Here is a 13,353-nt window from a genome sequence, read left to right on the forward strand (position 1 = left end):
GCGACACCATGGCGAACACGGCCCTGACCCAGCCCGCTGCGATCGCGGTGCCCACCCGCTCCGGGTGGCAGCGCCTGCGTGCGAGCCGGGGCTGGGCCGGTTTCTGGTTCATGCTACCGACCGCCCTGATCCTCGGGCTGTTCCTGGCCTATCCGCTGCTGAAGGGAATCTGGCTGTCCTTCACCAATGCGCGGATCGGGCGCGAGGGCGTGTTCATCGGCCTTGAGAACTACGAGTGGCTGCTGGACGACGACGTGTTCTGGCTCTCGGTCTTCAACACCTGCCTCTACACGGTCGTCGCCTCGGTGGTGAAGTTCGGCGTCGGGCTCTATCTCGCCCTGCTGCTCAACAAGAACATGCCGTTCAAGTCGATCATCCGGTCGATCGTGCTGATCCCCTTCGTGGTGCCGACGGTGCTGTCAGCCATCGCCTTCTGGTGGATCTTCGACAGTCAGTTCTCGATCATCTCCTGGTCGCTGCGCCACCTCGGGATCATCGACGGCAACATCGATTTCCTCGGCGATCCGACGATGGCCCGCGCCTGCGTGATCTTCGCCAACATCTGGCGCGGCGTGCCCTTCATCGCCATCACCCTGCTCGCCGGGCTTCAGACCGTCTCGCCCTCGCTCTATGAGGCCGCGACGCTCGATGGCGCCTCGAACTGGCAGATCTTCTCGCGGATCACCCTGCCGCTGCTCACCCCGATCATCGCCGTGGTGATGACCTTCTCGGTGCTGTTCACCTTCACCGATTTCCAGTTGATCTGGGCCATGACCCGCGGCGGGCCGGTGAACGCCACGCACCTGATGGCCACCTTGTCCTACCAGCGCGGCATCCTTTCGGGGACGCTCGGCGAAGGTGCGGCCATCGCTACTGCCATGGTGCCGTTCCTGCTCGCGGCCATCGGAATTTCATGGTTCGGGCTTCAGCGCCGGGCTTGGCAGTCCGGGGGAGACGACCGATGAGCGCGCCCGCACCCCCCGCCCACGCCGATCCGCACATCGGCTCCGTGATCGAGGCGCGTCCGGCCGGGATCACCGACAATTCCGAGGGCATGGCCTATCTGGAACGGCTGCCCCGGCGGCTCGTGACCACCTACCTGCCGCTCCTCATCATTCTCGCGGTGCTGCTGTTCCCGTTCTACTGGATGGCGCTCACCGCCATCAAACCGGATGAGCAATTGATCGACATGGAGCGGTACAACCCGTTCTGGGTCGTGGAGCCGACCTTCAAGCACATCCACAAGCTGCTGTTCGAGACGCAGTATCCACGCTGGCTCTGGAACACGATGTATGTGTCCGTGGCGGCGACCGTTCTGTCGCTGTTCGCCAGCGTACTCGCGGCCTATGCCTGCGTTCGGATCCGTTACCGGGGGGCGGGCTGGGTCGGCGCGGCGATCTTCCTCGCCTATCTCGTGCCGCCCTCGATCCTGTTCATTCCGCTCGCTACGATCATTCAGGCCTATGGCCTGTTCGATTCGCCGATCGCCCTCATCCTGGCCTACCCAACGATCCTGATCCCGTTCTCCACCTGGCTGCTGATGGGCTACTTCAAGACCATCCCATACGAGCTGGAGGAATGCGCGCTGATGGACGGCGCGAGCCGGTGGCAGATCCTGACGAAGATCATCCTGCCGCTCGCCTTCCCAGGCCTGATTTCGGCGGGGATCTTCTCGCTGACGCTGTGCTGGAACGAGTTCATCTACGCGCTGACCTTCCTGTCCTCGACGCAGAACAAGACGGTTCCGATTGCGGTGGTCAGCGAGTTCGTGGATGGCGACGTCTACAAGTGGGGATCACTGATGGCGGGCGCGCTGCTTGGCTCGCTGCCGCTCGTGATCCTCTACTCGTTCTTCGTAGAATACTACGTCTCGGCTCTGACCGGCGCCGTGAAGGAATAGCCTGGTCGGCGGGGGGAAGGGCCGATGCCCTTACCCGATTGAGCTGCAGCAGACGCGATCAGGCGAATTGCGGGGTTCCGCCGGTTGCGGTGCTCTCGTCCGAAGCGCCGGGAGTCAGCTTGTCGGCCACATGGACGACCAGCAGGCACTGAACGGCGGCGAGGAGGACGAAAGCGGAAATGGCGGTGGCGATCATCGATGCCTCGGTGGCTATGTTGCGGTGCGACATCCCCGATATAGATCGGGATATCCGGTATACCAACTGCAGAATGCCAAATTTCCCATGCGTTGATTGCATGGGCGGCTGCGTCTGCTGAGGAGGTATTCCGATCGCACTGCTCGTGGCGAAGCCATCGTGGTTACGAGCCACCGTCCCGTAGCCGAATTTGGCGCACAGGGCAGCGTCCGCCGCTCACAAATCACGGCGTTTATTGCAACTGCACAGGGAATTTCTGAGCGGTTGCAATATTGCGGGCAATCGAGTTGCGCCTGACCGCCCCTGCGATGGCGGCCACGCATTTCGCGGCGCGATCAGTCGAGATGGTTGCCGTAGGCCTCGACATGGGCTGCCAAGCCAAGCCCATGCTCGCGCACGAGACGTTCAGCCAAGTCGGCATCGCGGGCTTCGAGGGCCTCGATGATCTTCACGTGCTCGTCGATGGAGGTCGAGGCGCGGTCGCCCTGCCGCAGGGCGGTGTTACGGATACCCCGGACATGCATCAGCAAATTGCTGCACAGGCTCTGGATCACCTCGCTCTGCCCGAGGGACAGGATCTTCTGGTGGAAGCGGATGTTGGCTTCCGAATATTCGTCGAGGTGCTCCTGAGGTTTGCCCTCGAAGAATTCGGGAAACATCCGCCGGATGCAGGCGAGGTCGTCGTCCGAGGCTTGGCTGCAGGCGAGCCGCGCGGCCATGCTCTCCAGGGCCGTCCAGGCCTGGATCATGCCGACGATCTCCTTGCGGGTCTTCTTGACCACGAAGATGCCGCGCCGGGGCTCGTTGCGCACGAAACCTTCCTGCTCCAGCACGGTCAGCGCCTCGCGGATCGGCGTGCGGCTGACACCGAGCGATTGCGACAGGCTGCGCTCGTCCAAACGGATGTCACCGGACTGGCCGTAGATATCCATATTGGTGATGGCGGTTTTCAGCGCCTCATAGGCCAGCGTGCGGAGGCTCGTCGCCGGGACGATCGGGGTGATCGCGAGATTCTGCATTCTGTTCTACGACAATTCTGCGCGAGCCCGGTGCGGCGCCGGCACGGAAGACATCCCGCGCGGTCCCGGAGGATGGCGGCTCACGCCGGGAAACACAAGGCGCAGGCCCCCGTCTGACGGGGATGATGGAGAGTTGCCGAACCGAACCGGCGATCACATCTTCGTCCCGACACGGAAATGGGGGCGACGGAATGGGTTTGCTCGATGGGTTGCTGGGGCATGGCAGTGCCGTCGATGCCGCGTCGCTGCAGCAGCGTCTCGACGGCATCCTGATCCAGGGGGAGACGGCCCGGCTCGCCTTCAAGATCATCCGTGACGTCTTCGTCTTCACCGAGCGCCGGATCATCCTCATCGACGTTCAAGGCGTGACGGGGAGCAAGGTCGAATTCATGTCCGTGCCCTATCGGGCGATCACGCGCTTCTCTGTCGAGACGGCGGGAACGTTCGATCTCGATGCCGAGCTCAAGATCTGGGTGTCCGGCGCGGATCAGCCGATCGAGCGCACCTTGAAGAAGGGCGCCGACGTGCGTGGCATCCAGCGCGCCCTGGCCGAGGGGGTCCTCCGCTAAGCGAGCCGCGCGGCGTCGCGCCACAGCCAGAGGGCGGAGAGGAGCAGCGAAAGTGTCGCGAGGGCGCTTGTCCAGACCATCGCCTCCGCGCCCGAGCCGAGGGCGCGCACCAGAAGCGGCCCGGCGATCTGCCCAGCGGCGAAGGACGCTGTCATCCTTGCGAGGAGCGGTGTCGGATTGTCCGGCCGCGCCTCTCGCGCCAGTTGCAGACCCGCCATGGTCGCCACCATGAACGTACCGCCCACCAATACCGCTGACGCGGCGATCGCCGGAAGGGTCCGCAGGTAGATCGGCAGGGCGGTGCCGAGCGCCATCACGGCCTGCGCCACGGCCCAGATGCGCTGGCGCGATCCATGCGGGAGCCAGCGGGCGATTGCCGCCACCGAGAGGGCGGCGGCAAGCCCGAAGAGGGGCCAGGTGAGGCCGAAGACCAGCGGGTCTGGGGCGAGATCGCGCGCCATGGCGGGCAGGAACGTCGCGGGGACGATGTAGCCGAAGCCGAACGTTCCGTAGCAGAGGACGAGAGCGAGGGGGCTGCTCCGGCGCGCGGGTTCTGCGACGGGGGCCGCTTTCCCCGGTGCATCCGCCACGTGGGTGGTCTGCCCCCGTGAGAGGGACCAGACCAGCAGGGCCCCGAGCCCTGCGATCACCCCGAGTTCGAGCCACAGCCAATGCGCCTGCTGACGCCCCCCGAGCCACGTCAGCAGGCCCGCGAAGGCGATGCCCGCACCGACCCCGGTGTAGATCCACGCTCCCGACGCCCCGGCCTTTCGACGGCTGAGTTCCGCGAGGCACCAGCCGCTGGCGCAGACCAGCGCCCAGGCACTGAACACGCCTGCCGCCGCTCGCAGCCCAGCGCCCAGGCCCGGGATCGCCACCCGGCCGATGGCGACCATCGCGACCGTCGTTACTGCGACGCCAACGAGGCTCAGAAGCAGCCCCCGGCGCGGATGCCCCGAGAAGCGTGACGCGGTGAGTGCGCCGATGAGGTAGCCGACGTAATTCGCCGCCGCCCATTCCGCGCCGGATGCCGCGTCGAGGGCGCCGTCCCTCACCATCAGCGGCATAAGCGGGGTGAAGGCGAAACGCCCGATCCCCATGGCGATGGCCAGGGCGACGAGTCCGCTGCCGACCACCGGATGGGCTGCGCGATCCGGTTCGGCGCGGGTGAGACTCAGGGCGTTCATCGGCCCATGGTTGAGCATTCCTGTGGCGGGGGCGGAAGCGATCTCGGCGTCAAAGCCCTATCGATCCTCACCTTTCCTCAACGCCACGGAGCTGGCGCATCTTCCACATCGGCTCGACCGCGCGCGTCTAGGCCGCCCGCGCGAGACCGAGGGCGAGCTCCATGCCTTCGCGGGAGCCCAGCACCGCCGACCGTTCCGCCCGCGACAGGCCGGCCCAGGCCGTCTCGAAGTCGTCCGCATCGGCGAGCTTGGCGCAGCCGACGACGAGGTTCGCGTCGATGGCGCCTTGCCCGCGCTGGCGCGGCGGGGGCAGGGCATCGAGGTGATGTTGCCGCAGCGCGGGGTCGCGGATGAGCCGCCGCATGGCGTCCTCTTCCTCGACGTCGCCGAGTTGGCGATAGAGGGCGAGCGCCCTTTGCAGCGAGGGTGGCGGGGCTGCTTCCTCCGGTATGCGCAACAGGCCGACCTTGCGCAGGGCCCGCCCCGCGCTGCGGCTCGAGGTCAGCAGCACCAGCGGCACGGCGAGGCCGAGACCCACCAGCACGGGCGTCATCCAAAGGAAGAGCGGCGTCGAGACCGCGTAGGCCGCGCCCGCAAGGATCAGCCCGAACACGGTGTATTGCCAGTAACCGGCGATGACCGCGCCCACGGGCACGCGGCCATCGTCCCGCTTCTGCGCGTTCCAGCCGGAATCGCGGCCGAGCAGGACACCGACCACCGCCGAGGATTGGATCAACATGGCGATCGGTGCGATCAGGCCGCCGATCAGCGTCTCCACAAGCACGCCGCCGAACGCGCGGATGCCCCCGCCGCAGGCCCGCCGCAGCCGACCGTCGAACAGCAGAGCGATGTAGGCCATGATCTTCGGCGCCAGCAGCACCGCCATGGTGGCGGTGAAGAGCTGCTCGGCGAGCACGGGATCGACCTTCGGCCAGTTCGGGAACAGCGAAGGCCCGTCGCCGAAATAGTCCGGGCGGACGAAGCGCGTCTGCAACGAGATCAAGACGCCGAACAGCAGGAAGATCAGCCACAGGGGCGAGGTGACGTAGCTGCCGATGCCCATCATCAGGTGCAGGCGGCTCACCCAATGCAGGCCGCGCGTCGGCAGCACGGCGGCGTGCTGGATGTTGCCCTGGCACCAGCGCCGGTCACGAACGGCGACATCGGTCAGCGAAGGCGGGCCTTCCTCGAAGCTGCCCGGCAGATCGGCGACCATATGCACGGCCCAGCCGCCCCGGCGGATCAGGGCGGCTTCCACGAAATCATGGCTGAGGACGTGCCCGCCGAAGGGCGCGCGGCCGGGCAGGATCGGCAGGCCCGCCTGCTCGGCGAAGGCGCGCGTGCGGATGATGGCGTTGTGTCCCCAGTAGTTGCCTTCGGTGCCGTGCCAGCGGGCGATGCCATGGGCGATGAGCGGCCCATAGATACGCCCGGCGAATTGCTGCATCCGCGCGAACAGGGTGGTGCCGTTCACGATCACCGGCAGGGTCTGGATGAGGCCCGTGCCGGGCTCCCGCTCCATCATTGCGGCCATTCGCACGATGGTGGCGCCCTCCATCACGCTATCCGCGTCGAGGATGAGCATGAAGGGATAGGCGCCGCCGAAGCGTCTGACCCAATCGGCGATGTTGCCCGCCTTGCGCTCGGTGTTCTTGGCCCGGCGCCGGTAGAAGATGCGTGCCGCGCCGCCGGTCCGTTCGCGGAGGGCGAGGAACGAGGCCTCCTCGGCGATCCAGACATTGGGATCGGTCGTGTCGCTGAGGATGAAGAAGTCGAACTGGTCGAGCCGCCCGGTCGCTTCGAGGGATTCGTAGATCGACTGCAGCCCCGCCGCGATCCGCGCCGGGTGCTCGTTGTAGCAGGGCATCAGGAGCGCCGTGCGCGTCGTCAGGGCAGGAAGGGGCTCGTCATCCCCGCGCCGCTGCCGGGTGAGCATGTCGATGAGGCCGCCCAGCGCGCTCGTGAAGGCCAGCGCGATCCAGGCGAACAGCACCACGTAGAGCACCAGCACCGCCCAGCCGAGGAAGCTCTGCCCAGCGCCGTTCAACACCAGATACATCTGGCGGCCACCGATGGCGGTCATCACCACCGCCCCGCCGATGACGAGGGCGCGACGTAGGGCGAGCCCCCGCGTAGGGGGGATCAGGCCGGTCTCCCGCCGGGGCTCAGCCTTCAGGGACTGGACCGGCATCTCCAGAGGTGATGGCGGCGGAAGAGCGGGATGTGTCGCCTCGGCCGGGGCGGCCTCCAGCGCCTGCATCAGGAGGCGGTCCAGCGATAGAGCCACGTCTCCGAGACCGGGCCGGACTCGCCGAGCAGGACGCAACGCAACTCCGCGAGCTTGTCTCCGCCATGCTCCAAGTGGAAGCTGACCCGCCATCCCCCGGTCTCCGGATTCGGGAGGGCGAGCACGTTCGAGATTTTACCCTTGCTGGTGGTGATCTCGGGCTTGAACGGCGCGTCGGCAGACTTGCCCTTCACCGCCTCGCCCACGAGGTCGATGACGAAGATGCGGGAGTTTTCGGCCTGCCCCGCGCCGATGAAGGTCTTGGTCACCCGCGCGAGCTGCGTCGGCCACGGCGTGTCCCAGGCCCAGTGCATCCGGTAGGTGAAGGTGTACTCGCCGTGCGCGGCCAGCTTGTCCTTCGGCCGCCAGAACGAGACGATGTTGTCGTTGGTTTCGTTGGCGGTCGGGATCTCCACGAGGTCGATGGCGCCCTGACCCCAATCGCCGATCGGCTCGATCCATAGGCTCGGCCGCTTGTCGTAGCGCGCTTCGAGATCTTGGTAATCCGCGAAGATCCGGTCGCGCTGCATCAGGCCGAAACCGCGCGGATTGGCCTGTCCGAACACGCTGAACTGAAGATCCACCGGGTTGCAGAGGGGGCGCCAGATCTGCTCGCCCTGGCCGGTCCACATCAGCAGCGCTTCGGAATCGTAGACGGCCGGGCGCCACTCGTCGAACCGGCGGGAATCCTTCGGCGAGAGCTGATACATGCTGGTGAGCGGCGCGATGCCGACTTCGGTGATGTCGACGCGCGGGTAAAGCACGCTTTCCACGTCGAACACCGTGGCCGAGCCCGGTCGCACCGTGAAGCGGTAGGCGCCTGTCACGCTTTCGCTGTCGAGCAGGGCGTAGATGACGAGGGCGGGCGAATCCGGTTTCGGCTTCTCCAGCCAGAACGAGCGGAAGCGGGCGAATTCCTCACCCTTCGGGTTGCCGGTACCGATGGCGAGGCCCCGCGCCGAGAGCCCGTATTGCTGGCCCTTGGTGATCGCGCGGAAATAGCTGGCCCCGAGGAAGGCGCAGAGTTCGTCGCTGTCACCGCCGCCCTGCGATGGCACATGGATGCGGAAGCCCGCGAAGCCGAGCGGCTCCGTCACGCGGAAGTTGGGGTCGTCATAGGTGAAGAGGTCGGCGCTGTAGGGCACCGCCGTCGCCTTGCCGTCGACGACCTCGAAGATGTCCACGGCGGGGCGGAACAGGAAGCCGCGCGGGAAGAACTGCACCTCGAAGGGCAGCTTCTGGTCGCGCCAGAGCGCGCGCTCCTTGCGAAATCGGATGCCGCGATACTGATCGTAGCTCAGGGACTTGATCGCGCCGGGCAGATCGGTCGACGGCGCCTTGAACGGCTGCTTCGCCAGAGCCTGTGCGAGGCGGCGGACAGTCGACCCCTCGAACGGTCCTGGTCCCGGAACGGCGGCCTGCTTGTCGTTGCCCTCGGCAAGGGCGGCCTTCGGCAGAAGGACCGTCTCCAGCAGCCCGGCGAGGGCCACGCCGGAGCCGCCCAGGAGGACGTTACGTCGATGCACGGGGATCACTACTCCTGCGGATCACGGAGCAACAGATATGGCCAAGGTGGCCGTTTGGTTCCGTGAAGAAGTGTGCACCGCACTACAACGGCCGCCGGAGCTTCGTCCAGCGGCCGGGAACGCCGGTTCAGGCGGCCTTCGAACGGGGCGAAGGCTGCTCCGCCGGTCGGCCGAGGCCGAGCGACTTGGCGAGGTTCGAGCGCTTCTCGCTGTAGGCGGGGGCGACCATCGGATAGTCCGCGCCGAGGCCGAACTTCTCGCGGTAGCTCGCCGGGTTGAACCCATGCGCCGCAAGGTGGCGCTTCAGCGTCTTGTAACGGCGACCGTCGATGAAGCTGATGATCGCATCCTGCTGCACCGACTTGCGGACCTGAGCAGCACTGGGCTTCTCGACCGCCTCTTCCTCAGGGGCGGGAGCGCCGTTCGCGAGCGTGCCAAGAGCCTGATGGATGGTGATGATCAGCGCGGGCAGATCAGCCGCAGCGACATGATTGTTGGAGACGTAGGCGGCGACGATGTCGCTGGCAGCTACGATGAAGTCGAGGCGTTGGCCCTCGGTTTCCTGAGACATTCGCATTTTTCCATGATTGCACCCTCAGGTGCCAAATGAGCTTTCTTTATCGAATAAGCAAGCTCGAAAGCCATTATTGACGTGGATTACAGATCAGCGTCGAGGGAATGGCTTCGGCAAAAGTGGCAATTTCGGCTGTGCTTTGGAGCACATGCCACGCTTCTAGCGGGCTTGGTCGCGAAAGAGCGTATCCCTCCAGATTGAGCGGTAGATATTGCCTGACAAGCGCCGAGGCGAACCGGTGATTGGTTAAAATGAATTTACCGGTATGGCGTGATGATCCGCAATATAAGTCGCCGGCTAACATAGGTGTTTCCGGGCGGTGCGGGCGGGGAGCGCAAGCAAAGGGATAGATGCGTCGAGTGAACGTTCGCCCAGGCCTCAGGTTGAATTGAGGAGCCACAAAGAACCTCTGCCGTTCTTCGGGTGGCCTGTCCTCGATGGAACGCGCCATGGCCCAGCAAATTTGGATTGATCGAGATGCCCGTTCCGACCGGCCATCGGAGCACGGCCGCCTCTACGATGTGACGGCCGATCTGGCTTATCTGCGCCTTGCTATCGTCAACGTGGTGTTCTGGGGAGCCCCCGGGGCGGGCGATCGAGAATGGGTGCTGATCGACGCGGGCCTCATGGGCTCCCGCGCCGCGATCAAGGCTGCGGCGGCCGCACGTTTCGGGCCGGGGAGCAGACCGGCGGCCATCGTGCTCACACACGGCCATTTCGACCATGTCGGTGCCCTGGAAGACCTCGCCGAGGAGTGGGACGCGCCGGTCTGGGCGCATACCCTGGAACGCCCCTATCTCGACGGGTCCGCTTCCTATCCTCCTGCTGCCGCCAAAGTGGGGGGCGGGGCGCTCGCACGCCTCTCGACGCTGTTCCCGCGTGATCCGGTCGATGTCGCAGATCGGCTGCATCTCCTCCCCGAAGACGGCTCGGTGCCGCCCATGCCGGGCTGGCGCTGGATCCATGTCCCAGGGCATTCGGTCGGCCAAGTCGCCCTCTGGCGCGAGGCCGATCGCAGCCTCATCGCGGGTGATGCCTTCGTCACCACGGCGCAGGAATCGGTCTACGCCGTGACCTTGCAGGTGCCGGAGATCCACGGGCCGCCGATGTACTTCACGGTGGATTGGGGCGCGGCTCGGCACTCGGTCGAAAAATTGGCTGCCCTCGAGCCGCAACGCGCGATCACCGGCCACGGACGGCCGCTCCAGGGGCCAGCACTGCGCTCCGGCCTCTACAGGCTGGCCGCGCAGTTCGACAGCGTAGCCGTGCCGCGCCGGTCGCCATACCGCGATGCCCCGGTGCGGGCTGGTGACAAGGGCGCCTATTTCCCGCCGGACCGCAGGATATCTTGGGACGAAGCCGATGACCGTCGTATGGCCCGAGGGCTCGCATGGTTCGGTATCGGCCTCGGCTTGGTCGAGGTGCTGGCGCCCGGGAAACTCGCGCGCGTTATCGGCCTCGAAGGCCACGAACGCACGCTTCAGGCGTTCGGCTTGCGCGAGATCGCGTCGGGTGCGGCGATGCTCGCGGGCTCGGAGCCGGAGCGTCGCTTGGGCTTGCGGGTCGGCGGCGATTTGCTCGACGCCGCCCTTCTGGCACAGGGGCTCGGGCCCTCGAATCCCGAACGCCACCGCACCCTCATGGCGCTGGCGGCGGTCTCACCGGTGGTCGTGCTGGATCTGGTCCATTGGCTGCGGGCGCGCGAGAACGTCGAGCGCCAGCGCCGAACGGCCAAGGCGACGCGGGTCGCCTAGGCGCTCTTTTCCCGCTGCGTGACGACCAGCGCCCAGATGGTCGCCGGGATCCAGCCGATCAGCGTCAGGTGAAGAATGATGCAGAGGATGCCCTGGAAGATCTTGCCCCGCAGGAACATGGCAAGCCACGGCGCCAGGAAGCAGATGATGATCATGACCATGGGCAAACGTCTCCTTGTGCCGCTTCGTGTGGGATCGGCCCGTCAGCGGATCACCAGCATCCCGATCACCAGAACGGCACAGATAGCCCCGACGATCCCGAGGTAAAGCGGCATGGTCCAGCCCCTCTGGCCATGGGGGTCGGCAGCCGCCCGAACGCGTTCCGGCGCCGCCTCGTTGGACCGCGCCAGCTTCACCTGCTGCGGCGTCGGCGGGGCGCCTCCGGCCTCCTCGCAGGTTCCGAGCATGGCCGCGCCGACATCGACATGAGCGATCTTATCGCCGGTGCGGCCGCTGTTGATGTCGCCCTTCAACTGCGCGACGTTCGGGCGCTCGGAATCCGGTGGCTCCTTGAGCTGCAAGTTGCCGGGCGGTGGCGGGGTCTCGGAACGGAGCATGGTCGGCGCCTCTGCGGTCATGCCGGCCCAACGCGAAAGTGCTGAAAGGGTGCCTGCATGCGGCCCATGTCCGCCTGCGGCGCGTCGCCACCCAGTTCAGCTTTCGGAGGGCGGCCGGGCGTCACGACGGAAGGCGCCGAGAAAACGGTTGAGGCCCGCCACGACGCGACCGCGCCCGGCTTCGTCCGGCTCCTTCGGCGTCTCTTCCTCACTCAGATCGTCGGCGACCTTCCGCAGAACTTCGCCGACGAGGTGCGGCCACGGCTCACCGCGCTCCTGAAGCAGCCGCGCTGCATCGATCAAGGCGTTCACCTGCTCCGGCGGAAGCGGACGCTCCACCATCTGCGCGTAACGCAGCCGGGCGGCCAGCTCGGTCGCGAGGCGGTGGACCTTCGCGAGGCCTTCGGCTTGATCGTCGGTGTCCGGGGTGGGCGTCGAACTCGGCGGCATCGCTCAAACGGCTCTTGGGGCAACGCCCCCATTTTAGCCGATCTGCCGCGCGATGCAGCGTCGGCGGTGAAGGCCATCCACCGCCGCGTGCCGAATCGTCAGTTCCTCAAGGGCTTGGCGCCGATCTCGAGCCGGAAGATCGTGGTCGGAAACTTCACCGCCGAGGCTTCCCCGCCATTCATCGCAGGCGTTCGGTTCATCTGCGCGGCCGGGATCCAGAGCCCGCCCTCCTCATCGATCCACATCGCGTCCACCCAGACGAGGCGTGGGTCCTGAACCAGGGTGCTGGTCGTGCCGTCCGGGGCGATCTTCAGGACACGCAGGGCGTCGGTATCGCTCGAATAGATCGTTCCATCCGCTGCGATGGCCGTGCCGCCCGTCGCCACGGTGGGGGCGAAAAGCTTCACATGCTTGGCCCGCTCCTCATCGCTTGCACCCTCGTCATCGAGCCAACGGGTCTCGATGCTGTAGAGCGGGCCGGTGCAGGCCTGATAATAGAAGGTCTTGCCGTCCGGCGAGACTTCGAGCTGGTCCGCGTGGATCGCCAGGGGCTTTCCCTTGTCGTCGCGGAGGACGCGCCCCTGCCCGGTGAGGGGCCGCTGCGCGATCATCGACCAATGATTGTCCAGCACGCGGCGCAGCTTGCCGCTGTCGAGATCGAGCACGACGAGGCCGGGTCGACCGGCATCGGTCAGGTAGACCTTGCGGCCGTTGAAGCGGAAATCGTCGATGAAGCCTTTCTCGTCCACCGCGGCGTCGAGGGGATAGATCTTGCGGATCTCGTTCTTGGCGATGTCGATCTGCATCAGCTTCGCCCCGCCGGGGAGGGGTGCCTCGCCAAGGCCCGGCGCCCCCTTGTCGACCACCCACAGGTCGCCATCCGGTCCCATGCGGATGGCGTTGACCGCTACGAAGGCCTTGGCCGGGTCGTCACCCTGCTTCCACGCGTTCCAGGCCTCGTTCGGATAGGCGACGGGCTTCCCGTCCTTCCATTCGCCGAGTTCGATGCCCTTGTCCTTGGTCTGGCGCTGGAACGGCGAGAACACCCGGCCATCCGCCGAACGGGTCACGCCGTTGAAGACGAGGCTGTCGCTCTGGAGCATCGGCTTCAGCGCCGAGCCATCGAACTGCGCGCCTTCCGCCGCATGGACCGGGCTGCCCAAGCCGAGGCTGAGAATGGCGGCGAAGAGCGGCGTGCGGCGCATGCGATGATCCCGGGTGATCCGTTTGCCTGCGCAAAGCCTCTGCCACACGCCTTGTTCCGGGCAGTGTCGCCGCAGCACCCGTGAACCAACCCGCGCCCGGTCCGTTGCCGCCCGCCATTCCGACGAACG

The 13,353-nt window shown here is 66.4% G+C and carries 13 protein-coding genes and 1 pseudogene; 4 read left to right on the plus strand and 10 right to left on the minus strand.

Translation table 11 applies throughout. The annotated features are described in order from the left end of the window. Positions 1-8 precede the first annotated feature (8 nt). Positions 9-965: a carbohydrate ABC transporter permease gene (locus tag J4O73_RS20870; protein ID WP_426220513.1), complete on the plus strand. Its 957-nt coding sequence runs from the start codon at positions 9-11 to the stop codon at positions 963-965. An 89-nt stretch (positions 966-1,054) separates the two neighbouring features. Further along, the gene (locus J4O73_RS20875; RefSeq protein WP_378975424.1) at positions 1,055-1,900 is read left to right on the plus strand and encodes a carbohydrate ABC transporter permease; all 846 of its coding nucleotides are present in this window, start codon (positions 1,055-1,057) and stop codon (positions 1,898-1,900) included. Between the two features lie 58 nt (positions 1,901-1,958). On the opposite strand, the gene J4O73_RS20880 is transcribed toward J4O73_RS20875, so the two are convergent. Next, a complete protein-coding gene (locus tag J4O73_RS20880; RefSeq protein ID WP_378969523.1) occupies positions 1,959-2,096 on the minus strand; it encodes a hypothetical protein in 138 nt (45 codons plus the stop codon). Positions 2,097-2,431: 335 nt separating this feature from the next. Then, the gene (locus J4O73_RS20885) at positions 2,432-3,115 is read right to left on the minus strand and encodes a GntR family transcriptional regulator (protein ID WP_378969525.1); all 684 of its coding nucleotides are present in this window, start codon (positions 3,113-3,115) and stop codon (positions 2,432-2,434) included. Positions 3,116-3,306: 191 nt separating this feature from the next. On the opposite strand from J4O73_RS20885, the gene J4O73_RS20890 reads away from it, so the two are divergent. Next, positions 3,307-3,684, plus strand: coding sequence for a PH domain-containing protein (locus J4O73_RS20890; RefSeq protein WP_426220515.1), 378 nt, complete (start codon positions 3,307-3,309; stop codon positions 3,682-3,684). Here the strand turns inward: J4O73_RS20890 and J4O73_RS20895 are convergent. From J4O73_RS20895 to J4O73_RS20910, 4 genes are all read right to left on the minus strand, one after another. After that, positions 3,681-4,871 carry a YbfB/YjiJ family MFS transporter gene (locus J4O73_RS20895; RefSeq protein ID WP_426220517.1) on the minus strand — a complete coding sequence of 397 codons (1,191 nt, stop codon included), beginning with the start codon at positions 4,869-4,871 and terminating at the stop codon, positions 3,681-3,683. The genes J4O73_RS20890 and J4O73_RS20895 overlap by 4 nt on opposite strands. A 127-nt stretch (positions 4,872-4,998) precedes the next feature. Then, positions 4,999-7,158, minus strand: a complete 2,160-nt coding sequence (mdoH, locus tag J4O73_RS20900) for a glucans biosynthesis glucosyltransferase MdoH (protein WP_426220519.1) — start codon at positions 7,156-7,158, stop codon at positions 4,999-5,001. Beyond that, positions 7,131-8,684, minus strand: coding sequence for a glucan biosynthesis protein (locus J4O73_RS20905; protein ID WP_426220521.1), 1,554 nt, complete (start codon positions 8,682-8,684; stop codon positions 7,131-7,133). The genes mdoH and J4O73_RS20905 overlap by 28 nt, the downstream gene beginning before the upstream one ends. A 127-nt stretch (positions 8,685-8,811) precedes the next feature. Continuing rightward, the gene (locus J4O73_RS20910) at positions 8,812-9,255 is read right to left on the minus strand and encodes a MucR family transcriptional regulator (RefSeq protein WP_426220523.1); all 444 of its coding nucleotides are present in this window, start codon (positions 9,253-9,255) and stop codon (positions 8,812-8,814) included. Positions 9,256-9,707: 452 nt separating this feature from the next. Between J4O73_RS20910 and J4O73_RS20915 the strand changes: the two are divergent. Further along, positions 9,708-10,592, plus strand: a pseudogene (locus J4O73_RS20915) (MBL fold metallo-hydrolase); the annotation flags it as partial. Positions 10,593-11,008: 416 nt separating this feature from the next. Here the strand turns inward: J4O73_RS20915 and J4O73_RS20920 are convergent. The 4 genes from J4O73_RS20920 to J4O73_RS20935 form a co-directional block, all read right to left on the minus strand. Next, on the minus strand, positions 11,009-11,173 hold the full coding sequence (locus J4O73_RS20920; protein ID WP_426220525.1) for a YqaE/Pmp3 family membrane protein: 165 nt from the start codon (positions 11,171-11,173) through the stop codon (positions 11,009-11,011). Positions 11,174-11,215: 42 nt separating this feature from the next. Beyond that, entirely contained in the window at positions 11,216-11,569 is a 354-nt protein-coding gene (locus tag J4O73_RS20925; protein WP_426220527.1) for a hypothetical protein, read from the minus strand. A 96-nt stretch (positions 11,570-11,665) separates the two neighbouring features. Then, complete coding sequence (locus tag J4O73_RS20930; protein ID WP_426220529.1) at positions 11,666-12,019, minus strand: hypothetical protein; 354 nt, start codon at positions 12,017-12,019, stop codon at positions 11,666-11,668. Between the two features lie 98 nt (positions 12,020-12,117). Beyond that, the gene (locus J4O73_RS20935) at positions 12,118-13,224 is read right to left on the minus strand and encodes an SMP-30/gluconolactonase/LRE family protein (RefSeq protein ID WP_426220531.1); all 1,107 of its coding nucleotides are present in this window, start codon (positions 13,222-13,224) and stop codon (positions 12,118-12,120) included. Positions 13,225-13,353: the final 129 nt, after the last annotated feature.

Origin of the sequence: Methylobacterium sp. NFXW15 (genome assembly GCF_049887755.1) — a bacterium.
GTDB lineage: Bacteria > Pseudomonadota > Alphaproteobacteria > Rhizobiales > Beijerinckiaceae > Methylobacterium.

Excerpts from the sequence above, each read along its gene's own strand:
- J4O73_RS20935 (WP_426220531.1), bottom strand. The coding sequence starts at position 13,224 with ATGCGCCGCACGCCGCTCTTCGCCGCCATTCTCAGCCTCGGCTTGGGC.
- J4O73_RS20885 (WP_378969525.1), bottom strand. The coding sequence starts at position 3,115 with ATGCAGAATCTCGCGATCACCCCGATCGTCCCGGCGACGAGCCTCCGC.
- J4O73_RS20895 (WP_426220517.1), bottom strand. The coding sequence starts at position 4,871 with ATGAACGCCCTGAGTCTCACCCGCGCCGAACCGGATCGCGCAGCCCAT.
- J4O73_RS20925 (WP_426220527.1), bottom strand. The coding sequence starts at position 11,569 with ATGCTCCGTTCCGAGACCCCGCCACCGCCCGGCAACTTGCAGCTCAAG.
- J4O73_RS20890 (WP_426220515.1), top strand. The coding sequence starts at position 3,307 with ATGGGTTTGCTCGATGGGTTGCTGGGGCATGGCAGTGCCGTCGATGCC.
- J4O73_RS20880 (WP_378969523.1), bottom strand. The coding sequence starts at position 2,096 with ATGATCGCCACCGCCATTTCCGCTTTCGTCCTCCTCGCCGCCGTTCAG.
- J4O73_RS20870 (WP_426220513.1), top strand. The coding sequence starts at position 9 with ATGGCGAACACGGCCCTGACCCAGCCCGCTGCGATCGCGGTGCCCACC.
- J4O73_RS20920 (WP_426220525.1), bottom strand. The coding sequence starts at position 11,173 with ATGGTCATGATCATCATCTGCTTCCTGGCGCCGTGGCTTGCCATGTTC.
- J4O73_RS20875 (WP_378975424.1), top strand. The coding sequence starts at position 1,055 with ATGGCCTATCTGGAACGGCTGCCCCGGCGGCTCGTGACCACCTACCTG.
- J4O73_RS20930 (WP_426220529.1), bottom strand. The coding sequence starts at position 12,019 with ATGCCGCCGAGTTCGACGCCCACCCCGGACACCGACGATCAAGCCGAA.
- J4O73_RS20910 (WP_426220523.1), bottom strand. The coding sequence starts at position 9,255 with ATGTCTCAGGAAACCGAGGGCCAACGCCTCGACTTCATCGTAGCTGCC.